Below are 23,438 nucleotides of genomic sequence, written 5' to 3'. Positions count from 1 at the left end.
TGCTGCATTGCGAACGGCACTGGCATGGGTCTGCGATTGCCAATGGCTCTGCTGGGCCTGGGCGGGCTGGTGTGCCTGCAACCTGCCAGTGGCTTCGATCGTGAGCAGGTGCTGGAGCAGATGCGGCAATCGCGGCCAGCCGATCTCAAGGTGCTGATCGAACGCCCTGCCCCCGTCGGCACCCTGTCGATCGGCATCTATGCAGTGAAACCAGCCTCGTCCAATCCCGACACCCGCAGCTACAGCCTGTGGGAGGAGTCGGCGTCGGATCTCAACGTCTACGTGGAGAGCGTCAATTGCTCCCCAGAGAAGCCCTTGCGGGTGAAACGCACGCCGTCGACGGTTTACGTGCGCACCCTCAACCCCGGCGGTCCGATCACGGACGTGAATCGGGAGGATCACCTCGTGTGGTGGGCAGCCTGCGTGCCGGAGGTGGCGGGAACCGACCCTGCCACGTTGCGTCAGAAGGCCCTGGATCTGGGCTTTTCCACCCTGATTCCCGAACAGCAGGAGCAGTTACCCGCACTGGCCCGTTGAGCGTGCTCTCCATACATTGCGGCCAGAGCGATTCCAGCCATGAGCGACGCGCCCACCCCCACCGCTGAATCCGTAGAGGCCGCGGCGCCCGCCCCGCGTCTGTTGCTGGTGGACGACGAGCCCGGTCTGCGCACGGCGGTGCAGGCCTATCTGGAAGACGAAGGCTTTGAGGTGACCACCGCGGTGGACGGGGAGGAAGGCTTCGCCAAGGCCCAGCAGATGCTGCCGGATGTGGTGATCAGCGACGTGATGATGCCGCGGCTCGATGGCTATGGCCTGCTGCAGAAGTTGCGCGCCGATGAACGGCTTGGCGGCACCCCGGTGATTTTCCTCACCGCGAAGGGCATGACGGCGGACCGCACCCAGGGCTATCTGGCCGGGGTGGATGACTACATCCCCAAGCCGTTCGATCCCGATGAGCTGGTGGCGCGGGTGCGCAACGTGGCCCAGCGCCAGCAACGGCTGCTGCAGGAGGCAGCGCGCTTTGCGGATACCGATATGGGCCAGATGGCCAAGCAGATCACCGAGATCCGTTCGCTGCTGGCCCAGGCCGAAGCGTTGCCCTCCACCGAGCCGGTGGTGCACAGCTTCACGCCGCGGGAGGCGAGTGTGCTGCAGCTGGTGGCGGAAGGATTGATGAACAAGGAGATTGCCCGGCAACTGGAGACGTCGATCCGCAACGTGGAGAAGTATGTGAGCCGGTTGTTCAATAAGACGGGTACCTCCAGCCGCACGGAATTGGTGCGCTATGCCCTGGAGCACCGTCTGGTGACTTGAAGGCTGGTTGGCGCGAGGCGGCGTTCAACAACGGTTGGACCTACCGCGACCGGGTGCCGCGGTCCGCTGCCGGCATCTTGGTGAGCGAATGGCTGGCGGATCGCTACCGCCACTCTGATGCTGTGTTGTGGCAGCAGCGGATCGCCGCTGGTGAGCTGGATTGGAACGGAGCGCTGCTGGCCATTGATCGAGCCTTGCAGGGCGGTGAGACCCTCTGTTGGCGGCGTCCGCCCTGGTTGGAGCAGGCGATCCCCGATCAATGGGAGACGATCCACGACGACGGCGACCTGTTGGTGATCAACAAGCCTTCCGGTTTGCCGGTGATGCCCGGTGGTGGCTTCCTGCACCACACGCTCATGGCCTTGCTCGAACCCACCGGGGCCCGGCCGGTGCACCGCCTGGGGCGCTTCACCTCCGGCCTGCAGGTGTGTGCCCGCACGCCGCAGACCCGTGCCCTTTGGTCGAAGCAGTTCCGGCCTGACGGCGGTTGCCGCAAGGTGTATCAGGCCTGGAGCCAGCGGGTGCCGGGGTTGGAGTTGGGGCAGTGTTTGACGCTGAGCAGTGACGTGGTGGAACGGCCGCATCCGCTCTTGGGCTGGATCTGGGGGCCGGAACCGTTCGACGGTGCGCCGATCCGCAAACGCCTCTCAGCCCACTCCGAGCTGGAGCTGTTGGAGCGCAAGGCGGAGGGCGATCGACTGCAGGTGACGATCACCACCGGCCGGCCGCATCAGATCCGCATTCATCTGGCTCAGCTGGGCAGTCCGCTGCTAGGGGATCCGCTCTATCTGATGAATCGCGAGATTTCAGCCACCGCAACGCCTGGTGATGGGGGCTATCGGCTGCATGCCTGGCGGCTTTCGGGTCTCCCTCACTTGAGGGAGATCAACCTCCAGGTGGATCCCCCAAGTGAGGGAGATCAGGCCTTGCGGAACTCGATCAAACGCGAGAAGTAAAAGGGGGCCTTGTTCAGGCTGCGGCGCACCAGCTTGAAGCCGCAGGCTTCCGCTGCCTTCACGATGCCGTCTTCCTTGAGGGTGTAGGCCCGGGTGGTTTTGCTGGGTCCGGGGAACAGCTGGCCGATGCCCTTCAACAGCGCCAGCAGTGGCGTGTAGGGGGCAAAGCTCACGATCAGCCTCTCTTCGGTGAGGCCGCAGAGGTGCTTCACCATCTCCTCGGCCGGTTGCTGGGGGTAGTGAATGAACACATCCAGGCAGCACACCGTGTGGAACGAGCCGCTCAGGCTTTCCAGGTCGCTGGCGAAGAAGTTCAGCTTGGCCATGTCGAGACCGGCTTCGCGGGCCCGGCGCTCGGCTTCCTGGGCCATGGCCTCGGAAATGTCGCTGGCGCTGATGGAACCGGCCCCCATCGCCGCCAGCGGCAGGCTCAGGCTGCCAACACCGCAGCCCGCGTCGCAGAAGCTCGCCTGGCTGAGTTCACCGCTCTCCTTGATCCAGGCCAGCACTTCATCCACGGTTTTCTGGTGACCGATGCGGATGTTGCGCTGCACCTTGTTCACGTCATCGCTGTCGCTGTAGATGCGGTTCCAGCGGTCGAAACCCGTGGTTTCGAAGTAGCCCTTCACTTCCTTTTTCTCGGCCTGTTTCTGCTCCAGCAGCTGATCGGGGGCCATGGCGGAAGGGTGTGCGTCGGCGGGATCCTAAGCAGCGCAGGCCCAGTGCAGCTCACCCTCCTTCAGCTGCCAGCGCAGCAGTTGTGTCAGTGGCCGTCCCATCAGGGCATCCATGCACCCCGTTGCATCGCCGATCACCCGCCGCGGCGCCACCGTGGCGCTCCAGATCGCATCACCGGGGGCGTCACTCCAGCGGGCCAGCCGTTTCACCCCCTCCAGTTGCGGCAGGGTCACCCCCGCCAGGGTGCCGTCATCGAGGCGGCAGGTGCCGTTCTCCACCAGCAGCACCCGCTCGTCCCAGCGGTGCTCCCCGTCGGCCAGGCCGTAGGGGGCCAGCGCATCGCTCACCAGCACCGTCTGCTCCGGTGCCAGCCGTTGCAACAGCACCGCCATCGTGGGGTGCACGTGCACGCCATCGGCGATCAGCCCCAGGGCCACCCCTCCGCGCCTGCAGGCTTCCCCAAGAGGGCCCGGTGCCCGGTGGTGCAAGCCCGGCATGGCATTGAAGGCGTGGGTGAGCATGGCCACCCCCTGATCGAAACCGGTGCTGGCCTGTTCGGCCGTGGCGGCGCTGTGGCCGAGGGCCACGCTGATGCCCAGCTTCCGCAGTCGCCCGATCACCGCAGCGGCTCCCTCCAGTTCGGGGGCCAGGGTCACCAGGGCAATCTCCGTTTCGAACCCACCGATTCGTTCCTCGAGAGCCTCCAGGCTGGGGCTGGCCAGGTGTTCACGGGGATGGGCGCCGCGGCGGGCTTCGGCCAGAAAGGGGCCTTCCAGATGGGCCCCCAGCAGCCGGCAACGGCCTGGTCGGTGCAGGCCCCGTGCCTGCCGCAGCACGGCCAGGGCCTGGCGCAGCGGCGCGATGCCACAGGTCACCAGGGTCGGGGCGATGGCTTCGACCCCATCGCGCCACAGCAGCTCGAGGAGTTGCTCCAGCCGGGGCAGATCGCTCTCGTTCAGCTCCGGGAAGGCCAGCCCCAGCCCGCCGTTGATCTGCAGGTCCACACCCCGGGGGCTGAGCCAGTCGCCGTTCCAGTTCTTATCGGTTTCTTGAGTCTCTTGTTGCGCCTCGTGTTGTGCCTCGATGCGGCAGATCCGACTCTGCTCGTCCAGGTCGATCGCGTAGCGCTGGTCTCCGTCCCCAGGCAGGGGACCCGGAAGTCGAACGTTGGTGATCCGGTGCATCAACGCAACACTGGCTTCTGCAGCCATGGGGGGAGACGATGGCAGTCTTGCCACTCTGCGTTGTGCCGCCAGTGCTTCCCCGTGTTGCCGTTGTGATGGGCAGTGACTCTGACCTGCCCACCATGGAACCCGCCGCCGCCATCCTGCGCGAGTTGGGGGTGGAGGTGGAGGTTCGGGTGCTCTCGGCCCATCGCACCCCCGTGGAGATGGTGAACTTCGCTCAATCGGCCCGGAGTCAGGGGTTTGGGGTGATCGTCGCCGGCGCCGGCGGGGCGGCCCATCTCCCCGGCATGGTGGCCGCCCTCACCACGCTGCCTGTGATCGGCGTTCCGGTGAAAAGCCGGGCCCTGTCCGGGGTTGATTCCCTCCACTCGATCGTGCAGATGCCGGGGGGGATTCCTGTGGCTACCGTCGCTATCGGTGGGGGCCTCAATGCCGGTTTGCTGGCGGCGCAGATCCTTTCGGTGGCCGACGCTGACTTGGCCCGGAAACTTGAGGATTACCGCAGCAGCCTCCACGATGCTGTGGTCGCCAAGGATGCGCGCCTGGTTGATCTGGGCAGCACGGATTACCTCTCCCAGATGACTTCATGAGTGTTCCCGTTCGTTCCACCCTGCGATCCACGCTGCTTTGGGCGGTGGTGCCGGCGGCCATCGTCTAAGCGATTGCCCTGGTCTGGAGCGGAGCTGAGGGCATCAGCGCCAAGCTGGTGCTGAGGGACTTGGCCCAGTCCTGCAAGGCCCCTCTCGGGGAAGGTTGCCTTTCCAGCGTGGGCTACCTGCTCTGGATGGCGGCGGCGGCCATTGCCTTGTTTGCGGCGTCCACCCGGCAGATCCAAGGCTCCGTTCTGAACCGTCAATTCGCCTTCTGTGGGTGTGGTTTCTCGCTTTAGCTCTGCCTCGACTACATGTTTCTGGTGCATGACCGCTACCTCGGTGAGGCGTTCCTTTACATCACCTACGCCTTCTTCACCGGGTTGCTGTTGTTCCGCTTCCGTGGTCCCCTGCGGCGATTCGGTGGCGACACCTTTCTGGTGTCCGTGGTGTTGTTGGGCCTGTCGGTTCTGACCGATGCCCTCCAGGGGCTGTGGCCGAATTCCTATGAGACGGTGCAGATCTTTGAGGAGGGATTCAAGTTCCTTGGGATTGCCGCCTGGCTCAGTTTTTGGTGCCATTACGTCAGTTCCGCCTCCAAGCCGGCCGCCCTTGAGCAGCACTGATCGATTCGCGTCATCGCCACGATGACGTCCTGGCCGGCCTGGTTGCGGCTTGGTTTTCTGCTGCCAGTGCTGGGCTTGAACGCCTTTGTGCTGAAGCGTTTGCTGGTGCAGTTCGCCCCATTCCCCGGGCTGTTCCTCACCGCGGCTTTGATCGCCTTTTTGTTGGACCTGCCCTGCCGCTGGCTCGCGCAACGGGGTCTTCCCCGCGCCTGGGCCATCGTCAGCGTGGTCCTGGTGACCCTGGGGCTTCTGGTCTGGGCCGCTGTGGCCCTGGTGCCGCTGCTGATCGAACAGCTCAGCCAATTGCTCAGTGCCTCGCCGTCTCTGCTCACGGCGGCGGAGCAGTGGATCGATCGGGGTCAGCTCTGGGCGCTGGACCATGGCCTGCCGGCTGATTTCGCGGACCTCAGCAGTGATCTGGTGGCCCAGTTCAGCCGTCTGGCGACGCAGTTGAGCCAACGCCTGTTGGGCCTGCTGGGGGCCACGGTGGGCACCACGATCAATGTGGTGATCGTGCTGGTGCTGGCGGTCTTCCTGCTGCTTGGGGCGGATCCGATCGTTGATGGTCTGGCCCGCTGGCTGCCCGACCGTTGGCGAGATCTGGTGCAGACGACCCTCGAGCGCACCTTTCGGGGCTATTTCGCCGGTCAGGTGGTGCTGGCGCTGATCCTCAGTGGTGGTCAGCTTCTGGTGTTCACCGCCCTGAACATTCCCTACGGCGTCTTGTTCGCCGTGCTGATCGGCTTCACCACCCTGGTGCCCTATGCCAGTGCCGTGTCGATCGTCTCGGTGAGTGCGGTGCTGGCGGTTCAGGACCCCCGTACAGGCCTTGAGTTGCTGGCCGCGGCGATTGTGGTCGGTCAGATCGTGGATCAGGTGATCCAACCGCGGCTGATGGGCAGCATCGTGGGGTTGCAACCGGCCTGGTTGCTGATCGCCTTGCCCATTGGGGCCCGGGTGGGAGCCCTCTATGGCGTGGGCGATCTTCTGGGCCTGCTGTTGGCTGTGCCGGTGGCCAGTTGCATCAAAACCCTGGCGGATGCCGCCAGGGCTGGTGACGTCGACCTCAGGCGGCCGGAATCACCCCACGCTCCTGGAGCGCTTTGATCACCAGCTCCACGGAGTCGGCCAGATCCTGCTTGCCGGTGTCGATCTTCAGTTCGGGCGTTTCCGGTGCTTCGTAGGGGCTGGAGATGCCGGTGAATTCCTTGATCTGCCCCGCCCGTGCCTTGGCGTAGAGGCCTTTGGGGTCCCGGGATTCGCAGACCTCGAGGTCTGCCGCGCAGAACACCTCGAGGAAGTCACCGTCCTTCACCAGGTCCCGGGCCTTGTCCCGGTCTGCACGGAAGGGCGACACAAAGGCGGTCAGCACGATCACGCCCGCATCCAGGAACAGCTTGGCCACTTCACCGATGCGGCGGATGTTCTCTTCACGGTCGGCATCGGAGAAGCCCAGGTCTTTGCAGAGGCCGTGGCGGATGTTGTCGCCATCCAGCACATAGGTGGCGAGTCCCCGCTCAAACAGGGCTGCGTTGACGGCATTGGCCAGGGTGCTCTTGCCGGAGCCGGAGAGTCCGGTGAACCAAAGAATGGCGCTGCGGTGCCCACGCTGCTTCGAGCGCTCGTCGCGGCCCACGGAGGCTTCATGCCAGGCGATGTTGGTGGAGGCACCTTTGTTGGTGAGCTCTCCGTAGGTGGGGCTGGCGGTCATGGCCAAGGCATGAAGTGGCGGCCATTCTCCCTTAGCCCCCAGCCCGTTTCGGCCGGTATCCCTCCTTGCTGAGCAGCTCGAGTGCCAGATCCACCTGATCTCCCTGCAGTTCGATCACGCCGTCCTTGGCGGTCCCGCCACTGCCGATGCGTGTTTTGAGCTTCTTCAGCAGCGCCTTGAAGCCCGCAGCATCCAGCTCCAGGCCCCGGATCACCGTCACGGTTTTGCCACCTTTGCCACCACGGCTGGGCTGCACCCGCACCATTTGCTGCGCCTTGGCTGTGGGCTCCGCCGCAGGGCCGCTCGGTCGCTGCAGGCTCTCGGCACTGCTGAATTCTTGCCAGCCTCCCTTCGGCATTCACCCGTCGCAACCGGCTTGCATTGTCGATGAGCGCCGATGCGGCGCCCCATGGCGTGACCGCCTGCTTACGCTGAGCCGACGCTCCGCCGTGGATCCGTGACCAGCACCCTGCCCAACGCCAGCACTCCGGATCCCTCCAGCCTGCAGCCAGCGGTGCGCCCCGGTGCCCATGGCCGCTTTGGACGATTCGGTGGACAGTACGTGCCCGAGACCCTGATGCCGGCCTTGGCGGAACTGGAGCAAGCAGCGGCCCAGGCCTGGAACGATCCCGCCTTCACCGCCGAGCTCAACCGTCTGCTCAAGAACTACGTCGGCCGGGCGACACCGTTGTATGAGGCCGAGCGTCTCACCGCCCACTACCGCCGAGCCGACGGTGGCCCCCGCATCTGGCTCAAGCGTGAAGACCTGAACCACACCGGTGCCCACAAGATCAACAACGCCCTGGGGCAGGCCCTGCTGGCCCTGCGCATGGGTAAGAAGCGGATCATTGCCGAGACTGGTGCGGGGCAGCACGGCGTCGCCACGGCCACGGTCTGTGCCCGCTTTGGTCTGGAGTGCGTGATCTACATGGGCGCGGAAGACATGCGCCGTCAGGCCCTCAACGTCTTCCGCATGCGCCTGCTGGGCGCCACGGTGCAACCGGTGACGGCCGGCACCGCCACCCTCAAGGACGCCACCAGTGAGGCGATCCGCGACTGGGTGACCAACGTCGAGACCACCCACTACATCCTTGGATCCGTCGCTGGTCCGCACCCTTATCCGATGTTGGTGCGGGATTTCCATGCCGTGATCGGTGAGGAGTCCAAGCAGCAGTGTCAGGACGCCTTCGGCCGGCTGCCTGACGTTCTGATGGCCTGCGTTGGCGGTGGCTCCAATGCCATGGGCCTGTTCCATCCCTTTGTGCAGGACACGTCTGTGCGGCTCATCGGTGTTGAGGCCGCCGGTGATGGTGTGGCCACCGGTCGCCACGCCGCGACGATCACCGAGGGTCGTGCCGGTGTGCTTCACGGTGCCATGAGCCTGCTGCTGCAGGACGGCGACGGTCAGGTGATGGAGGCCCACTCCATCAGTGCAGGTCTCGATTACCCCGGAGTGGGGCCGGAGCACAGCTACTTGCGGGAGATCGGGCGTGCTGAGTACGCCGCAGTCACAGACCAACAGGCCCTCGATGCCCTGCGCCTTGTGAGTGAACTTGAGGGCATCATTCCGGCCCTGGAAACCGCCCACGCCTTCGCCTGGCTTGAGCAGCTCTGCCCCACCCTGGCCGATGGCACGGAAGTGGTGATCAACTGCTCCGGCCGCGGCGACAAGGACGTCAACACCGTGGCGGAGAAGCTGGGGGATCAGCTCTAAAGAGTGATCCTCAGGCCAGCAGCAATTCCAGGTGGCGGGCCACCCGCTGCACGGCGGCTCGTGCCGTGGCGTACGCCATCCGCATCGGTCCCACCAGAGCCACATGGCCGAGCCCCTCGTTGCAGCGGTAGGGCGCCTGAACCACGGCACAGGCCTCCAGGGCTGGCTGGGGATGTTCCTCGCCGATCCACACCCGTGCGGATTCACCGCGGCTGATCAAGGTGGCGGGTTGGTCATCGATCAGTTCCAGCAGCGGCCGAAGGTTGGAGGTGCTTTCAAATTCCGGTTCGCTCACCAGCCTTGAAAGGCCATGCACTACCACCTGTGTGGAGTTGGCGGGGGTGGGCTGCTCAAGGGCGTTGCGCAGCACAGCGCCGCTGCGTTGCAGCTGCCTGGGCAGTGCGTCCCAGTTCAGGTCGCCCTGCTCGAGCTGGGCCGACGCCCAGCGTTCCATCGCGGTGAGTTCGGCTTCAGCCCCGTGGGGCAGACGCAGGTTGAGGTGGCTGGCGCGGCCATTGGCTTCCACCAGCATCGCCAGCAGTCGATCACCGCTGGGCACCAGACGGATCGTCTCCAGTTGCTGGTTCTCTTGCTGCGGTTGGGTGATCAGGCTCATCAGACCGGTGAAATCCGTCAGCCGCCGGGCCAGATGCATCAGCAGGTCGTCCAAACCGGCCCAACGAAGACTGAGGCCGGTGAGCTCCCGTTCCAGGTGTTGAACGGCGATGCCGGGTTCCGGCAGCAACGCGTCCACGTAGTGCCGGTATCCCATCGGACTGGGAACGCGTCCGGCGGAGGTGTGCGGTTGATGCAGCAGTCCTCGGCGCTCCAGCGCCCCCATTGCGGAGCGAACGGTGGCGGAGCTGGCGGGAATGCCGAAGCGTTGCACCAGGGTGCGGCTGCCCACCGGCTCCATCGTGTCGACGTAGTGGTGCACCGTCGCCTGAAGCACCTGCTCTTGCCGAAGGGACAGGGGCTTGCTCATCAGTAGCGGGGAACGCTGGGATCCACCTGAAGGCTCCAGGCATCAATGCCTCCCTCAAGGTTCCACACCTCAAGGCCCCAGGGTTGGTCCAGCAGCCACAGGCCGAAGTGGTAGCTGCGCACGCCGGCATGGCAGACCACCACGACGGGTTGATCGGGGTTGAGGTCGGCCTGCAGTGTTCCAAGCCATGCATTGGATTGGCTCAGGGGGCGGTGCAGCACCGCACCTGGAAAGGCAGCGATCGCGAGCTCAGCCTCCTCGCGCACATCCACCAGTTGCGGTGAAGGTCGCTCGCTTTGCAGCCATTGCTGCAGTTCAGAGGCTTGGATTGGTTGTGGTTGTTGGGATTGGCCCATGGCGCCATTCTGCGGTGATGGACAAAGATGAGGCGACCCGAGACCGCCGGCCCATGAAGGCCCGCCCCTTCCTCAGCGCTGCCGGCGCTGTGCTGTTGTCGCTGATTTTGCTGGCCGCTGGCCTGCTCTGGACCATGAACCGCCAGAGCCCCCTGCAGTTGGTGGAGCAGCCGTTGCATCTGCCTCGGGCGGCCCGGTTTGTGCCCCGGGATGCTGACTTGTCCCTCCATTGGTTGGCCGATCCAGGACGGTTGCCGGCCTACGCCCAGGCCGTTGCCCCTGCCTCCCAACGCCGCGATGCCCGTGATGGCGCCCGGCAGTGGCGCGAAGGCGTCTTTGCTTTGGCGGGCCTCCAGTTCGGTCTTGAGCTGGAGCCCTGGCTTGGCGAGGAGGTCAGTCTCACCCTCACCGATGGGGATTCCAACGCCGCTTGGGTGTTGGCTTTGACCAGTCGGGATGACGACGGAGCCCGGCGCTTTCTGCAACGGTTCTGGCAGACCCGCAGCCTGGCGGGCACCGACCTGCAGATCAGCAGTTACCGCGGCATCGGTGTGATCAGCGGCCAGGGGGCGTTGGTGGGGCATGACCCCCAACCCCTGGCCACGGCCTTGATTGACGACGATCTGCTGCTGGTGGCCTCAGGCCGGGGTGTGCTGGAGCAGGCCCTCGATGTCTCCCAGCTTCCGGATCAGCATCAGCTGGGCGATCAACGCCTGCAACGTCAGGTGGCTGAGCTCGGCGAAGGCGTGGCTCTGCTCACGGCATCTCCCCATGCCCTTGAGCATTGGCTGCAGCTTCCGCAGCTGGTGGCCCAACGGGACGATCTGAGCGGACTCGTGGCATCACTGCGTCCGGAGGGTTCAACCCTGGCGGTGGATGGGCGCCTCGGGTTCCGGCAAGCCCTTGGCACCGACCCCTGGCCTGGGCTCACGGATCTGACGGCGTCGGCGGGCGGCCATGCCCGCTGGCTGGCTCAGCTCCAGAGTCCGGCCCGTTTGTTGGATCCCAGCGAAAGCCATCCGCTGGCCCAATGGTTCGCTCCCTTGCTGGAGCAGCGCTTGGCGGACCAGCCGGCGGCCGATGCTGTTGTGGGGGTCGATGCTGGCCCTCTCCTCTGGCAGGACCAACCCGAGGGCTGGCTGCTGGCCACCCGCCCGCAAACTCCCACCAGGGATGCGGTGGATGCGCGTTTGCAGGAGCAGGGTCTGACCCGTTCTGAGCTGGAGGGAGATGGCGAGGTGCTGAGCGTGTGGACGCGGCTGGTGCGCCAGCGGGGACGCCAGCCTGGGGTGGATGCCCAATTGGCCGTGGCTCAGGTTCGCTCGTCTGCGCTGAACTGGTGGGGCGAGTCCTTGATGGCTTTGTCGCAGCGCCAGAACGGGCGTGTCCTCCAGCCCCGCTTGAACCAGTGGCAGGAGCTCACAGCCTCCGCCCAACCAGCGCAGGCCCTCCTGCTGGCGGATGAGCCGGCCCGTGCGCTGTTGGGGCAATGGCGGCCCTGGGCCCTGCTGCAGGTGATGGCGGGGCGACCGCTTCAGGATCAGGTCCGCGGCCTTGCGGTGGCCGTCGACGTTGATCGTCAGGAGCAAGGCAGTACCGAGATTCCTTTGCATGCCCGGCTCGAACTCGGCTGACCTGGTTCTGTTGCGGCATGGCATCGCCGAACCCCGCCAGGCGGGCCAGGACCATCCGGATCGACCCCTGACCGCCGCTGGCCGTCAGCGAACCCAGCAGGTGATGGCGGCCCTGGTGCAACGGGGGCTGCGCTTGGATCGCTTGCTGTCCAGCCCTTATCGCCGGGCTCTGCAAACGGCGGAACTGGCGTTGGAGGCGGGGCTCGCTTCTGAACTCGCGGTGGATGAACGGCTTCAGCCTGGAGGGGACCTCAACATGCTGGTGACCGCCTTTGATCAACGGCTTGGCTTGGTCGGTCATGAGCCGGATCTTGGCGATCTGGCCTGCGGTCTTCTGGGGTGTGCCCCAGTTGCCCTGGTGCTGAAGAAAGCCGGCGTGATTCAGCTGCGCCGTTCCGCGGGCCAGTGGCAGTTGAAGGCCTTGCTTCGGCCAGCACTGTTGATTGACGATTTAGGTTGCTGTTAGAGGCAATCAGGCGGTGGCCCAGCAGCAGACAGGCGACCTGCGCCATGCGCGGACCGGTATCGAACTGCGTCCAGGCCTGGATGGCGTGCCGGCCACCCAGTCGGCGATCTGCGACATCGATGGAGAGCAAGGGCTGCTCACCTACCGCGGCTATCCGATGCAGGATCTGGCGGCCAAAAGCAGTTTTCTGGAAACGGCTTACCTGCTGATCTGGGGAGAGCTGCCCAGCCGCGACCAGCTGGCGGAGTTTGAGCACGCGGTGCAGATGCACCGGCGGGTCAGCTTCCGGGTGCGGGACATGATGAAGTGCTTCCCGGCCAGCGGCCATCCGATGGACGCGCTGCAGTCCAGTGCCGCTTCCCTGGGGCTGTTCTATTCGCGCCGGGCGATCGACGACCCGCAGTACATCTATGACGCGGTGGTGCGGTTGATCGCCAAGATTCCCACGATGGTGGCCGCTTTTCAGCTGATCCGCAAAGGCCAGGACCCAATCCAGCCCCGGGATGATCTGGCCTACTCCGCCAATTTCCTCTACATGCTCACCGAACGTGAGCCGGATCCCCTGGCGGCGCGAATCTTTGATCGTTGCCTGATGCTCCATGCCGAGCACAGCCTCAACGCCAGCACCTTCAGTGCCCGGGTCACCGCCAGCACCCTCACCGACCCCTACGCCGTGGTGGCTTCAGCCGTGGGCACCCTGGCGGGCCCACTCCACGGCGGCGCCAATGAAGATGTCCTCGCCATGCTCGAGCAGGTGGGCAGTCCCGAGAACGCTGGCGCTTTCCTGGATGAAGCCATCGCGGCCAAGCGCAAAATCATGGGCTTCGGCCACCGGGAATACAAGGTCAAGGATCCCCGTGCCGTGATCCTGCAGGCCCTGGTGGAGGAGATGTTCGCCAGCTTCGGCCATGACGACCTCTACGACGTGGCCCGGGCGATCGAAGCAGAAGCAGCGTCCCGTCTCGGCCCCAAAGGCATCTATCCCAACGTCGATTTCTATTCGGGCCTGGTGTACCGCAAGCTCGGCATCCCCAGGGATCTGTTCACGCCGGTCTTCGCCATCGCCAGGGTTGCCGGCTGGCTGGCCCATTGGCGGGAGCAGCTCGGGGCGAACCGGATTTTCCGGCCTTCGCAGATCTACTCCGGATCCCAGCCACGCTCCTGGATGCCCATTGAGGAGCGCGTCTCGGCTCCGGCCGCCTAAGTTGCACCCACTTCCGTCGACACCATGGTGAGTCCGGGACTGGACCTGGAATTGAGCTTTAGCCAGGCCCTGCAAGGGTTTGGCTTCTCCCCGGAGGTGGCGAGGCTGCTTTGGCTGCCGCTGCCGATGCTGCTGGTTCTGGTGGCTGCAGTGGTGGGTGTGCTGGTTTCGGTGTGGCTGGAACGCAAGATTTCCGCCGCTGTCCAGCAGCGAATCGGTCCGGAGTACGCCGGTGCCCTGGGCGTGCTTCAGCCCTTGGCCGACGGCCTCAAGCTGCTCGTCAAGGAAGACATCATCCCGGCGCGGGCCGACAGCCTGCTGTTCACCCTCGGCCCGGTGCTGGTGGTTGTGCCGGTGATCATTTCCTGGCTGATCATTCCTTTCGGCCAGAACCTGCTGATCAGCAATCTGGGCGTGGGGATTTTCCTATGGATCGCCTTCAGCAGCATCCAGCCGATCGGCTTGCTGATGAGCGGCTATGCCTCCAACAACAAGTACTCGCTGCTCGGTGGGCTGCGGGCCGCGGCTCAATCGATCAGCTACGAAATTCCCCTGGCTCTGGCGGTGCTGGCCATCGTGATGATGACCAACTCGTTGAGCACGGTCGACATCGTGGGTCAGCAGACCGGTGCCGGCATCTTGAGCTGGAACATCTGGCGCCAGCCGGTGGGCTTCCTGATTTTTTGGATCTGTGCCCTGGCCGAGTGTGAGCGGCTGCCCTTCGACCTTCCCGAAGCTGAGGAAGAGCTGGTCGCCGGCTATCAGACCGAGTACGCGGGCATGAAGTTCGCTCTCTTCTACCTGGCGGGTTACATCAACCTGGTGCTCTCGGCCGTCCTGGTCAGCGTTCTGTATCTCGGTGGTTGGGGCTTTCCGATTCCTGTGGAGTGGCTGGCCGGCTGGTTGAACCAGCCCATCGATGCCCCCGTGGTGCAGGTGATCACGGGCACCGTTGGCATCGTGATGACGGTGCTCAAGGCCTATCTGCTGGTGTTCGTGGCGATCTTGCTGCGCTGGACCACCCCCCGCGTGCGCATTGACCAGCTGCTCGATCTCGGCTGGAAGTTCCTGCTGCCCCTGTCCCTGGTGAACCTTCTGGTGACAGCAGCCCTCAAGCTCGCATTCCCCGTTGCATTCGGCGGCTAGGTTTTCCTACCTAGGATTTCTTCGCTCCCGGTTCCGCTTCGTTCTCTCCCCTTCAGACCATGTTCGGCTTCCTCAAACAGGTCGGTGATTACACCCGGGATGCAGTCGATGCAGCCCGGAATCTGGCCCAAGGCTTTTCTGTCACCTTCGACCACATGCAGCGCCGTCCGGTCACGGTGCAGTACCCCTACGAGAAGCTCATTCCTTCCGAGCGTTATCGGGGCCGGATTCACTACGAGTTCGACAAGTGCATCGCCTGTGAGGTGTGCGTGCGGGTCTGCCCGATCAATCTTCCGGTGGTCGATTGGGTGATGAACAAGGCCACGAAGAAGAAGGAGCTGCGCAACTACTCCATCGACTTCGGCGTCTGCATTTTCTGCGGAAATTGCGTTGAGTACTGCCCCACCAACTGCCTCTCGATGACGGAGGAGTACGAGCTGGCGGCTTTTGATCGCCACAGCCTCAACTACGACAACGTGGCCCTCGGGCGCCTTCCCACCAGCGTCACCACCGACCCCTCAGTTGTTTCCCTCAGGGAACTCGCCTATCTGCCGGCGGGCGAGATGGATCCCCATGGTGTTGCCGCAGATCGTCCCCGGGCTGGTCAGCTGCCGTCTCAGGTGTTGGAGACCCTCACCCCTCCTGCCAAGTCCTCTGCCAAGAATGAGGGACAATCCTCCAGTGAGGCCAAGGAGGGCGACGCATGACCATCGCGACAACCACCGAGCTGATCTGTTTTCTGGTGCTGTCCGCCGTTGTGGTGATCGGCGCCCTGGGTGTGGTGCTGCTCAGCAACATCGTCTATTCCGCCTTCCTGCTGGGTGGGGTGTTCACCGCCGTTGCAGGGCTTTATCTGCTGCTGAACGCCAGTTTCGTGGCCATGGCCCAGATCCTGGTGTACGTGGGCGCGATCAATGTGTTGATCCTGTTCGCGATCATGCTCGTCAACAAGCGGGAAGATCTCAAGGCCATCGCCAACCTCACCACGCGCCGTGTGGTGTCCGCCGGCGTTTGCGCCGGTCTGCTGGCGTTGCTGGTTCGTGTTGTGGTTACCACCCCCTGGTCGCTGCCTGGTCCTGCCGCCGTGGGTGAGGAAGCCACGGCCCGCATCGGTGAACACCTGTTCACCGATTACCTCTTGCCCTTCGAGGTGGCATCGGTGCTGCTGCTGATGGCCATGATCGGCGCCATCGTCTTGGCCCGTCGTGATGTGCTGGCCACCGATGTGGTCACCGGTGAGGTGGCCGATCAAGGCCTGATTGAGAAGGCCAGTACTCCCCTGCTGATGAATCGAGCGGACTGATGAGCGATTTCCTTGCCACGCTTCCCTCCCTGCAGGCCTACCTTCTGGTGGCCGCGATGCTCTTCTGCATCGGCGTCTGGGGTCTGATCAACAGCCGCAATGCGGTGCGCGTGCTGATGAGCATTGAGCTGATGCTCAATGCCGTGAACATCAACCTGATGGCCTTCTCCTCCTTCGTGGATGGTGATCTGATTCGCGGCCAGGTCTTCGCTGTGTTCGTGATCACGGTGGCCGCCGCTGAGGCCGCTGTCGGTCTCGCGATCCTGCTGTCGCTTTATCGCAATCGCGTTACCGTCGACATGGAGCAGTTCAACCTGCTGCGCTGGTAACCCCCGCACACCTGGGTCATGCGTCTCGATCGGGTCTGGGTGATCTATCGGGCCGACAGCCAGCCTGCCCAGCGTGAAGCCCGCCAATGTGCCAAGGAGCTGAAAGCTCTCGGCTCCCACGTGATCACGGCGATGTCGGGGCCGCGGGTGAATCCTTTCCCAGGCCTGCTGGCTGTTGAGGAGTCGTTGCCCGATCTGGCGCTGGTGCTGGGGGGAGATGGCACGGTCCTGGGGGCTGCCCGCCACCTGGCGGTGCATGACATCCCGATCCTCAGCATCAATGTGGGAGGCCATCTGGGCTTTCTGACCCATGACCGGCGTGTGTTGCGTGGCGATCAGATCTGGCAACGCCTTCAGGACGATCAGTTCGCGATCGAACGTCGCATGATGCTTCAGGCGATGGTGGATCGACGCTCCGCTGAAGATCGAGCGGCTTCGCCGGGTCCTTTGCAGCAGCCGGATCTCGAAGACGATGAAGAGCACCACTGGGCCTTCAACGACTTTTATCTGCGGGCCTACCGCGATGAGATTTCGCCCACCTGCACCCTGGAGCTCGAGATCGATGGGGAAGTGATCGACCAGGTGCGTGGTGATGGCCTGATCCTCTCCACGCCCACGGGGTCCACCGGGTACGCCCTGGCGGCAGGGGGACCGATCCTTCACCCCGGCATCGATGCAATCATCGTTGCTCCGATCTGCCCGATGAGCCTCTCCAGCCGAACGCTGGTGGTGCCGCCTCGGGCCAGGTTGGCGATCTGGCCCCTGGGGGCTGGGGATCACCGCATCAAGCTGTGGAAGGACGGTGTGGGCTGCACGGTGCTGGAGCCTGGTGAGTGCTGTGTTGTTCAGCAGGCGCGCCACCATGCCCTGATGGTGTTGCTCAATCAAAGCCCGTCGTATTACCGAACCCTCTCCCACAAGCTGCATTGGGCGGGAAGCCTGCACGCGTCTCAGCCCTCGCAGAATTGAGCCATGGCCCTCGAGATTGAACGGCGCTTTCTGGTGCGGTCGGATGCCTGGCGCAGCAGTGCTGGCCCCGCACAGCAGCTGCGTCAGGGCTATCTGGCCGCCAGTGCCGACGGTGTGACGGTGCGGATGCGTCTGCGCGGATCGGATCAGGCCTGGCTCACCCTGAAGGCGGCGGCTGATGCGGTTGGCCTGGTGCGCCACGAGTTCGACTATCCGATTCCCGTGGCGGACGCTGAAGCCCTCTGGGATCTGGCGCCGCACCGTCTGGACAAAGTCCGCTACGCCTTGGATTGCCCTGGTGGTGACTGGGTGGTGGATTGTTTCCAGGGCGAGAACGCCCCCTTGGTGCTGGCGGAGGTGGAGCTGGCATCGGCCCAGGCGGATCTGCTGATTCCTCCCTGGTGTGGCGAGGAGATCACCGGGGAATCCCGCTGGAGCAATGCGGTGCTGGCCCAGCATCCGGTTCAGTCCTGGCCTGAGGCGCAGCGTCGACGTTTTGGCTGGCCCTAAGGCCGGACTGGATTTGTCTTCAGATTTCCTTTAGCTTTGGGGAGTTCTGATTGGTGGCTCCTTCCAGTGGTGGGTCTGTACGACACAACTGGAATGCTTCGCTTCGCAGGCTCCAGCGTGGAGGCCTGTCTGGAATACGCCAAGCTTTTTCAGATCCCTGTGGGCCCCACCTCCCTTCAAAGCTTGCCGGAGCCTGTCAGCTCCACGATCAGGCTGAGGGGGGATCGTGTTCTGGAAGGACGCAACAGTTGAAGCCGTCCCGGCAGATCTTGCCGTTGTCCATGGCCCAATTGAGCAGTGCCACCCGGTTCTTCGAGCCGGTCTTGGTGAACACGTTGCTCACATGGTTGTCCACCGTTCGTTTGCTGATCGTGAGACGGTCAGCGATTTCCTGATTGGTCAGTCCTTCGGCCACGAGCTCGATGATCTCTATCTCCCTCGCAGAGAGGGAGATCTCCAGAGGATCGGTACCGTCGAGGGAGGACATGGGCGACCACCGTTGGGATCATGCTAGTCCGGACGACCGGTCTGATCCTGCATAGTGGGCCGGTGAAATGGAACGAGATTTGAGCACGGCGCTGCAGCGCGCAATTGAGGCCGGGGATCAGGTGCTCACGGCCGAGGTGATGCCTCCCCGCGGAGCCGACCCCTCGCACATGCTGGCCATGGCCGCATCGCTGCAAGGCCGTGTCCATGCCGTGAATGTGACCGATGGCAGTCGGGCTGTGATGCGGATGAGCAGCCTGGCCTCCTGCAAGTTGCTGCTTGAGGCTGGCTTGGAGCCGGTGTTGCAGATGGCCTGCCGGGACCGCAACCGCATCGCCCTTCAGGCCGATCTGCTCGGGGCCCATGCCTTGGGGATCCGAAACCTGTTGTGTCTCACTGGCGATCCGGTGCGGGCGGGCGATCAGGCGGATGCCCGGCCGGTGAATGAGTTCGAGTCGGTGAAGCTCCTGCAGCAGGTGGATTCCCTCAATCGGGGCGTGGATCCCGTGCAGGGCACCCTGCCCGATGGGGCGACCACGCTGTTTGCCGGGTGTGCCGCCGACCCACAATCGAGGAGCTGGAGCGGTCTCCAGCGCCGGTTGCAGCGCAAGCAAGCGGCGGGAGCCCGCTTCGTTCAAACCCAGATGGTGATGGACCCTGAAGCGCTCGAGCGCTTCCAGCACGAACTGGCCGGCCCCCTGGGTCTGCCCGTGCTCGCTGGCGTGTTCCTGCTGAAGTCAGCCAAGAATGCCCGGTTCATCAACCGCGTTGTGCCAGGAGCCTGCATCCCTGATGCGTTGATCCATCGGTTGGAGTGCGCCGAGAATCCCGCCATGGAGGGTGTGGCCATCGCCGCTGAACAGGTAAAGCGTTATCTCGGCATCGTTCGTGGCGTTCACCTGATGGCGATCAAGGCTGAGGAGCGTATCCCGTTGATCCTGGATCGCGCCGGACTCAGCTCGCTGCCTGGGTGAGGTCGGTGCCGAGCAGCTCCGCCATGGCTTTCTGCTGCGGGGAAGGCTCCACCAGGTCCTGACGACGGGCATCGGTGATCAGCCAGTCGAGCGAGGCCTCCTGCAGATCGAAGTGATCACCGTCCTTGCCCACGCAGTAGCGGCCGAACACCAGCTTCTCGAGCAGCTGCACGCCGGGGCCGATGCGTGAGTAGTCGAAGATGATCGAGTTGTCGACCGTGGCGCCCTCACAGATGTGGCAGCTGGGGCCGATCATGGTGGGCCCAATGATCGTTGCGCCATCTTCGATCTTGGTCATGCCGCCCACGTAGACCGGGCCGTTGACGTTGATCTTGTCCCAGTTGGCGGCCACATTCAGACCGGTGTAAACCCCGGGACGCACCTCCTTGCCGGGGATGCCCACCTGACGGACGTCACCCATCAACACACTGCGGATGGCTTGCCAGTAGTCCGGAACCTTGCCGATATCCACCCACTCGAAATCCATCGGGATGGCATAGAAGGGTGCACCGAGCTCGGCCAGTTTCGGGAACAGATCCGAGCCGATGTCAAAGGACTCTCCCGAAGGGATGTGTTCAAAGATCTCCGGCTCAAAGATGTAGATGCCGGTGTTGATCGTGTCGCTGAGGGCTTCGTCGATGCTGGGCTTTTCCTGGAAGCTTGAAATTCTGTTCTGGTCATCGGTGACCACAACGCCGTAGCTGCTCACCTGATCCTTGGGGACCCGTTTGGTGACGAGGCTGGCGATCGCACCCTTCTCTTTGTGCAGGCGTACCGCTTCGCTGAGATCAAGGTCGATCAGCGCATCGCCGCAGAGCACCACGAAGGTGTCGTCAAAGAAGTGCTGGAAATCCTGGATTTTTTTGAGCCCGCCTGCAGACCCCAGCGCACTGCCGATCAGTTCGCCGTCTTCAATCCGTCCTTCAAAGCTGTAGGCAATTTCAACCCCGAAACGCTGGCCATCCCGGAAGTAATTTTCAATCTCTTCGGCCAGGTGGGAGACGTTCACCATCACTTCGGTGAAACCGTGCTCCTTGAGCAGTTCCAGCAGAAATTCCATCACCGGCTTCTGCAGGATCGGAATCATTGGCTTGGGGATCACATGGGTGATCGGTTGGACCCGCGTCCCCTTACCAGCCGCCAGAATCATCGCCTTCATTGGCGTTTGGTCGGGTCAATACAAGGTAGTGACCATAGACCCGGTCTTAGGCCGCCACGACCGTCCGGGTCGGCGACGGATCTGGCACCTGAAGGCTGCGGATCGGCAGTTGCGTTGCAGTGCCACTCGCGGGGATGAATTTCAGTCGCAGCGGTCCGTGGAGCCAACCCTCCTGCTCCAGCTCAACCCGGCCCTGGGAGGAGAGAAACAGCAGGGCCCAGAACACCCCGACCCGGTCACGGTCCAGGTCCGCTGCGGCGGCCACCTCCCACTGATCCACCAGTTGATCGAAGCCCACCCAGTCCAGGGCGGTCTCCCAACCGTTCAGAAACACCCCCAGTGCTGCGGTTGTTTCCGGCAGCTTTTCGCGGTGGGCTAGTCCGGCCACCTGGGCGATGGCTTCACGGTTGCTGTAGCGCTTCTGCCGTTTGCGGCGGCGTGCCTCGAGTTCGTCTGATTCCAGCTGCTCGGCAATTGTTTCCAGTTGCTCGATCAGCTCCCCGAGGGTGACAGGGCGACGCAATGGCGGTGGCGCCACGGGCCGCCGCTGCAGATGACGTTCCGGCCGTCGGGGCAGATCAAAGGCCGGATCCAGCCAACCTTGCTCATCGAAGTCGGCATCGAAGTGATCTTCGACTTCGGGCGGCGGCGGCAACATGCTGGTTTCGAGCATCTCCGCCTTGAGTCCCACCAGCACGGAGGCGGCCAGGAAGGCTTCGCTGCTGTCAGCCAGATCCCGCTCGTAACTGCCACCCCGTCCGGCCAGGGCGGCCGCCACCTGCCCGGGAATCTCGATGCGTTGCCGAAGTTGATCCAGAAAGCCGTCGATGACGGCAATCACATCCACATCCCAGGGATCGAGATCGCCCCGCTCCGCTGCGTCCTGCAGCAGTCGAATCGCAAGGCGTGCTCCTGTATCAGCGCCGTCGTTGGGGGCCACCTGGAGCAAGTCAATTCACCTTTTTCCGGCAAGGTATCGGTCCTCAACCGGTGTTGCCAGTGCTGCCTCAGGCCGCGCTGCTGGCATCGGTGACCTCCGCCTGGTCGTTGTCGTCGCTCTCGGCACTGGTCGCGCTGACGGTGGTTGCGGGGAGGAGGCCCAGCTGGGTTTCAACGGTGGAGCGGTAGCGGCTGAGGTCGGTCTCCAGTTCTTGGATCCGCACCTGCTGGGCTTCGTATTCGTTCGCTTTGCTGAACTGTTCAACGTTGTTGAGCATGCCGGTCCAGGCCGCGAAGAACCAGGCCGACACGGCTCCCAACCCCGCTGCCAGCAGCAGCAGACCCGCCAAAGGCAGGGTGTACTCGACACCCGGCAACACATGAACCGTCGTGGGGTTGGTGTTCGCGAGGGTGAAGAACACCGTGATCAGGCCGAAGCTGAAGATCAGGCCGAAGTTGATCTGACGCATGGCAGGGGAGCGTTCCCCTGGAACTTACGGACGGTTGGGTGGGAATGAATCGGAATCGATACGTGATTTATGACGCGCCCACGGCAGGGGCCTGGATGACTGCTGGAACGGGCGCCTGACCTCGAATCAGGGGGGCCGTTGGTGAGATCACCTGTTCCATCGCACCCAGATTTCGATTCACCAGGGCTTCAATCGAGCTGCGGTAGCTGTCGGTCATCAGCTTGGGGTACAGCCCGATTCCGATGATCGGCACCAGCAGGCAGCCGATGATGTAAACCTCGCGAGGCTCCGCATCCACCAGGTTGGTGTGGGACACCAGCTCCTCTTTCTCCTTGCCGAAGAAGATCTCGCGAAGCATCGAGAGCAGATAGATCGGTGTAAGGATCACGCCGACGGCGGCCAGCCCGCAGATCACCACGCGGAAGGGCAGGGTGTAAGCCTCATCCGTGGCGAAGCCAGCGAACACCATCAGTTCGCTCACGAACCCGCTCATGCCAGGCAGGGCCAGGGAGGCGAGGGCACAAACCGTCCAGAGCGCGAACATGATGCGCATCTTCTGGCCAATGCCTCCCATCTCATCCAGCTGAAGTGTGTGGGTGCGGTCGTAGGTGGCACCCACAAGGAAGAACAGGCTGGCGCCAATCAAACCGTGGCTGATCATCTGCAGCATGGCGCCACTGGTGCCCAGGGCACTGAAGCTGCCCACGCCGATCAGCACGAAGCCCATGTGGCTGATCGAGCTGTAGGCGATCTTTCGTTTGAGGTTGCGCTGGGCGAAGGAGGTGAGGGCGGCGTAGATGATGTTCACCACCCCCAGCACGATCAGCAGTGGGGCGAACTGGGAGTGGGCCGCTGGCAGCAGTTCACAGTTGAAGCGCAGCAGGGCATAGCCGCCCATCTTCAGCAGGATGCCGGCCAACAGCATGTGCACCGGTGCCGTTGCTTCGCCATGGGCATCCGGCAGCCAGGTGTGCAGGGGCACGATCGGCAGCTTCACGCCGAAGGCGATCAGCAGCCCGGCGTAGCAGAGCAGTTGAAAGCCCGTGCCGAAGTCTTTGGCTGCAAGAGCGGTGTACTCAAAACTGGGGGTGCCGCCGCCGAAGAAGCCCATGGCCAGGGCGGCCAACAGGATGAACAGGGAGCTGCCGGCGGTGTAGAGGATGAATTTGGTTGCGGCGTACTGGCGTTTCTTGCCGCCCCAGATGGCCAGCAGCAGATACACCGGGATCAGTTCCAGCTCCCAGGCCAGGAAGAACAGCAGCATGTCCTGCACGGCGAACACCGCGATCTGGCCGCCGTCCATGGCCAGCAGCAGGAAATAAAACAACCGCGGTTTGAAACTCACCGGCCACGCCGCCAGGCAGGCCAGGCTGGTGATGAAGCTGGTGAGCAGGATCAACGGCATTGAGAGCCCGTCAGCTCCCACCGCCCAGGTGAGGCCAAGATCCGGCAGCCAGCTCACCCGTTCGGACAGCTGCAGACCACTCAGGCTGGGGTCATAGCCGGTGAGGTAAGCCGCAACGGTGATCAGGAAGGTGATCAGCGTCACGATCAGGGCGTACCAGCGCACCTGTTTGCCCTCGCCTTTGTCCGGAACCAGCGGAACCAGCAGGGCACCCACAATCGGCACCAGGATCGACAGGCTCAGCCATGGAACGGTGGCCTGCACCGGATCGCTGAGTCCGGCGACTGCGAATTCGAACACGCTGATCCGATCCTCACTGGATGGATC

Annotated in this window: 29 protein-coding genes; 18 read left to right on the top strand and 11 right to left on the bottom strand. The window is 63.9% G+C overall.

All coding sequences use genetic code 11. The annotated features are described in order from the left end of the window. Nucleotides 1-24: 24 nt before the first annotated feature. Genes DXY33_RS00285 through DXY33_RS00275 form a run of 3 tightly spaced genes read left to right on the top strand, consistent with a single transcriptional unit; the run spans nucleotide 25 to nucleotide 2,270 of the window. On the top strand, nucleotides 25-537 hold the full coding sequence (locus tag DXY33_RS00285) for a hypothetical protein (RefSeq protein WP_170950883.1): 513 nt from the start codon (nucleotides 25-27) through the stop codon (nucleotides 535-537). Nucleotides 538-576: 39 nt separating this feature from the next. Next, nucleotides 577-1,314, top strand: a complete 738-nt coding sequence (locus DXY33_RS00280; RefSeq protein WP_115009911.1) for a response regulator transcription factor — start codon at nucleotides 577-579, stop codon at nucleotides 1,312-1,314. Further along, nucleotides 1,311-2,270 (top strand): RNA pseudouridine synthase, encoded by a 960-nt coding sequence (locus DXY33_RS00275; protein WP_115131261.1) that lies wholly within the window; start codon nucleotides 1,311-1,313, stop codon nucleotides 2,268-2,270. Before DXY33_RS00280 ends, DXY33_RS00275 begins: the two co-directional genes overlap by 4 nt. Here the strand turns inward: DXY33_RS00275 and bchM are convergent. Next, entirely contained in the window at nucleotides 2,234-2,947 is a 714-nt protein-coding gene (bchM, locus tag DXY33_RS00270; RefSeq protein ID WP_115131260.1) for a magnesium protoporphyrin IX methyltransferase, read from the bottom strand. The genes DXY33_RS00275 and bchM overlap by 37 nt on opposite strands. Nucleotides 2,948-2,974: 27 nt before the next feature. After that, on the bottom strand, nucleotides 2,975-4,159 hold the full coding sequence (locus tag DXY33_RS00265; RefSeq protein ID WP_115131259.1) for an N-acetylglucosamine-6-phosphate deacetylase: 1,185 nt from the start codon (nucleotides 4,157-4,159) through the stop codon (nucleotides 2,975-2,977). An 11-nt stretch (nucleotides 4,160-4,170) separates the two neighbouring features. On the opposite strand from DXY33_RS00265, the gene purE reads away from it, so the two are divergent. The 4 genes from purE (at nucleotide 4,171) to DXY33_RS00250 (ending at nucleotide 6,458) form a co-directional block, all read left to right on the top strand. After that, nucleotides 4,171-4,725 carry a 5-(carboxyamino)imidazole ribonucleotide mutase gene (gene purE / locus DXY33_RS00260; RefSeq protein ID WP_115131258.1) on the top strand — a complete coding sequence of 185 codons (555 nt, stop codon included), beginning with the start codon at nucleotides 4,171-4,173 and terminating at the stop codon, nucleotides 4,723-4,725. Nucleotides 4,726-4,853: 128 nt separating this feature from the next. Next, nucleotides 4,854-5,024 (top strand): hypothetical protein, encoded by a 171-nt coding sequence (locus DXY33_RS12620; protein ID WP_244275786.1) that lies wholly within the window; start codon nucleotides 4,854-4,856, stop codon nucleotides 5,022-5,024. A 15-nt stretch (nucleotides 5,025-5,039) separates the two neighbouring features. After that, entirely contained in the window at nucleotides 5,040-5,351 is a 312-nt protein-coding gene (locus DXY33_RS12615; protein ID WP_244275784.1) for a hypothetical protein, read from the top strand. A 21-nt stretch (nucleotides 5,352-5,372) separates the two neighbouring features. Next, nucleotides 5,373-6,458, top strand: a complete 1,086-nt coding sequence (locus tag DXY33_RS00250; RefSeq protein WP_115131257.1) for an AI-2E family transporter — start codon at nucleotides 5,373-5,375, stop codon at nucleotides 6,456-6,458. Here DXY33_RS00250 and cysC read toward each other — a convergent pair. Together cysC and DXY33_RS00240 are read right to left on the bottom strand one after the other, a co-directional pair. After that, nucleotides 6,418-7,062, bottom strand: a complete 645-nt coding sequence (cysC, locus tag DXY33_RS00245; protein ID WP_115131256.1) for an adenylyl-sulfate kinase — start codon at nucleotides 7,060-7,062, stop codon at nucleotides 6,418-6,420. The genes DXY33_RS00250 and cysC overlap by 41 nt on opposite strands. Before the next feature lie 31 nt (nucleotides 7,063-7,093). Further along, the gene (locus DXY33_RS00240) at nucleotides 7,094-7,420 is read right to left on the bottom strand and encodes a translation initiation factor (protein WP_115131255.1); all 327 of its coding nucleotides are present in this window, start codon (nucleotides 7,418-7,420) and stop codon (nucleotides 7,094-7,096) included. Between the two features lie 99 nt (nucleotides 7,421-7,519). Between DXY33_RS00240 and trpB the strand changes: the two genes are divergently transcribed. After that, on the top strand, nucleotides 7,520-8,776 hold the full coding sequence (trpB, locus tag DXY33_RS00235; protein WP_115131254.1) for a tryptophan synthase subunit beta: 1,257 nt from the start codon (nucleotides 7,520-7,522) through the stop codon (nucleotides 8,774-8,776). 10 nt (nucleotides 8,777-8,786) lie between these two features. Here trpB and hrcA read toward each other — a convergent pair whose 3' ends face one another. Together hrcA and DXY33_RS00225 are read right to left on the bottom strand one after the other, a co-directional pair. Next, the gene (hrcA, locus tag DXY33_RS00230) at nucleotides 8,787-9,761 is read right to left on the bottom strand and encodes a heat-inducible transcriptional repressor HrcA (protein WP_115131253.1); all 975 of its coding nucleotides are present in this window, start codon (nucleotides 9,759-9,761) and stop codon (nucleotides 8,787-8,789) included. Then, a complete protein-coding gene (locus DXY33_RS00225; protein WP_114987584.1) occupies nucleotides 9,761-10,117 on the bottom strand; it encodes a rhodanese-like domain-containing protein in 357 nt (118 codons plus the stop codon). Before DXY33_RS00225 ends, hrcA begins: the two co-directional genes overlap by 1 nt. A gap of 53 nt (nucleotides 10,118-10,170) precedes the next feature. Here DXY33_RS00225 and DXY33_RS00220 point away from each other — a divergent pair, with 53 nt between their 5' ends. Genes DXY33_RS00220 through DXY33_RS00180 form a run of 9 tightly spaced genes read left to right on the top strand, consistent with a single transcriptional unit; the run spans nucleotide 10,171 to nucleotide 17,678 of the window. After that, nucleotides 10,171-11,751: a DUF3352 domain-containing protein gene (locus tag DXY33_RS00220; RefSeq protein WP_244275782.1), complete on the top strand. Its 1,581-nt coding sequence runs from the start codon at nucleotides 10,171-10,173 to the stop codon at nucleotides 11,749-11,751. Further along, nucleotides 11,729-12,217 (top strand): phosphohistidine phosphatase SixA, encoded by a 489-nt coding sequence (gene sixA / locus DXY33_RS00215; RefSeq protein WP_115131251.1) that lies wholly within the window; start codon nucleotides 11,729-11,731, stop codon nucleotides 12,215-12,217. Before DXY33_RS00220 ends, sixA begins: the two co-directional genes overlap by 23 nt. Nucleotides 12,218-12,230: 13 nt before the next feature. Next, on the top strand, nucleotides 12,231-13,421 hold the full coding sequence (locus tag DXY33_RS00210; protein WP_115131250.1) for a citrate synthase: 1,191 nt from the start codon (nucleotides 12,231-12,233) through the stop codon (nucleotides 13,419-13,421). A gap of 27 nt (nucleotides 13,422-13,448) precedes the next feature. Beyond that, nucleotides 13,449-14,567 (top strand): NADH-quinone oxidoreductase subunit NuoH, encoded by a 1,119-nt coding sequence (gene nuoH / locus DXY33_RS00205; RefSeq protein ID WP_170950907.1) that lies wholly within the window; start codon nucleotides 13,449-13,451, stop codon nucleotides 14,565-14,567. Between the two features lie 59 nt (nucleotides 14,568-14,626). Then, complete coding sequence (ndhI, locus tag DXY33_RS00200; protein WP_115131248.1) at nucleotides 14,627-15,274, top strand: NAD(P)H-quinone oxidoreductase subunit I; 648 nt, start codon at nucleotides 14,627-14,629, stop codon at nucleotides 15,272-15,274. Then, on the top strand, nucleotides 15,271-15,870 hold the full coding sequence (locus tag DXY33_RS00195) for an NADH-quinone oxidoreductase subunit J (RefSeq protein ID WP_115131247.1): 600 nt from the start codon (nucleotides 15,271-15,273) through the stop codon (nucleotides 15,868-15,870). The genes ndhI and DXY33_RS00195 overlap by 4 nt, the downstream gene beginning before the upstream one ends. Continuing rightward, nucleotides 15,870-16,199: an NADH-quinone oxidoreductase subunit NuoK gene (nuoK, locus tag DXY33_RS00190; RefSeq protein ID WP_038552705.1), complete on the top strand. Its 330-nt coding sequence runs from the start codon at nucleotides 15,870-15,872 to the stop codon at nucleotides 16,197-16,199. The genes DXY33_RS00195 and nuoK overlap by 1 nt, the downstream gene beginning before the upstream one ends. A gap of 18 nt (nucleotides 16,200-16,217) precedes the next feature. Next, complete coding sequence (locus DXY33_RS00185; protein ID WP_115131246.1) at nucleotides 16,218-17,168, top strand: NAD(+) kinase; 951 nt, start codon at nucleotides 16,218-16,220, stop codon at nucleotides 17,166-17,168. A 3-nt stretch (nucleotides 17,169-17,171) separates the two neighbouring features. Beyond that, nucleotides 17,172-17,678, top strand: coding sequence for a CYTH domain-containing protein (locus DXY33_RS00180; protein WP_115131245.1), 507 nt, complete (start codon nucleotides 17,172-17,174; stop codon nucleotides 17,676-17,678). Between the two features lie 208 nt (nucleotides 17,679-17,886). On the opposite strand, the gene DXY33_RS00170 is transcribed toward DXY33_RS00180, so the two are convergent. Further along, the gene (locus DXY33_RS00170; RefSeq protein ID WP_011365335.1) at nucleotides 17,887-18,165 is read right to left on the bottom strand and encodes a helix-turn-helix transcriptional regulator; all 279 of its coding nucleotides are present in this window, start codon (nucleotides 18,163-18,165) and stop codon (nucleotides 17,887-17,889) included. 67 nt (nucleotides 18,166-18,232) lie between these two features. On the opposite strand from DXY33_RS00170, the gene DXY33_RS00165 reads away from it, so the two are divergent. Beyond that, the gene (locus DXY33_RS00165) at nucleotides 18,233-19,138 is read left to right on the top strand and encodes a methylenetetrahydrofolate reductase (RefSeq protein WP_115131243.1); all 906 of its coding nucleotides are present in this window, start codon (nucleotides 18,233-18,235) and stop codon (nucleotides 19,136-19,138) included. On the opposite strand, the gene DXY33_RS00160 is transcribed toward DXY33_RS00165, so the two are convergent. The 4 genes from DXY33_RS00160 to DXY33_RS00145 form a co-directional block, all read right to left on the bottom strand. Next, a complete protein-coding gene (locus tag DXY33_RS00160; RefSeq protein ID WP_115131242.1) occupies nucleotides 19,119-20,297 on the bottom strand; it encodes an NDP-sugar synthase in 1,179 nt (392 codons plus the stop codon). The two genes, DXY33_RS00165 and DXY33_RS00160, sit on opposite strands and share 20 nt — an antisense overlap. A 46-nt stretch (nucleotides 20,298-20,343) precedes the next feature. Further along, nucleotides 20,344-21,246, bottom strand: coding sequence for a segregation/condensation protein A (locus DXY33_RS00155; RefSeq protein WP_115131241.1), 903 nt, complete (start codon nucleotides 21,244-21,246; stop codon nucleotides 20,344-20,346). Nucleotides 21,247-21,304: 58 nt separating this feature from the next. Next, a complete protein-coding gene (locus DXY33_RS00150) occupies nucleotides 21,305-21,706 on the bottom strand; it encodes a lipopolysaccharide assembly protein LapA domain-containing protein (RefSeq protein ID WP_115131240.1) in 402 nt (133 codons plus the stop codon). A 67-nt stretch (nucleotides 21,707-21,773) separates the two neighbouring features. Continuing rightward, nucleotides 21,774-23,411, bottom strand: coding sequence for an NAD(P)H-quinone oxidoreductase subunit 4 (locus DXY33_RS00145; protein ID WP_115081180.1), 1,638 nt, complete (start codon nucleotides 23,409-23,411; stop codon nucleotides 21,774-21,776). Between the last annotated feature and the right edge of the window lie 27 nt (nucleotides 23,412-23,438).

Source organism: Synechococcus sp. N26 (assembly GCF_900473975.1).
Taxonomy (GTDB): domain Bacteria; phylum Cyanobacteriota; class Cyanobacteriia; order PCC-6307; family Cyanobiaceae; genus Parasynechococcus.
Note: the sequence above shows the minus strand (reverse complement) of the source record. Positions and strands in the feature narration are given on the sequence as shown.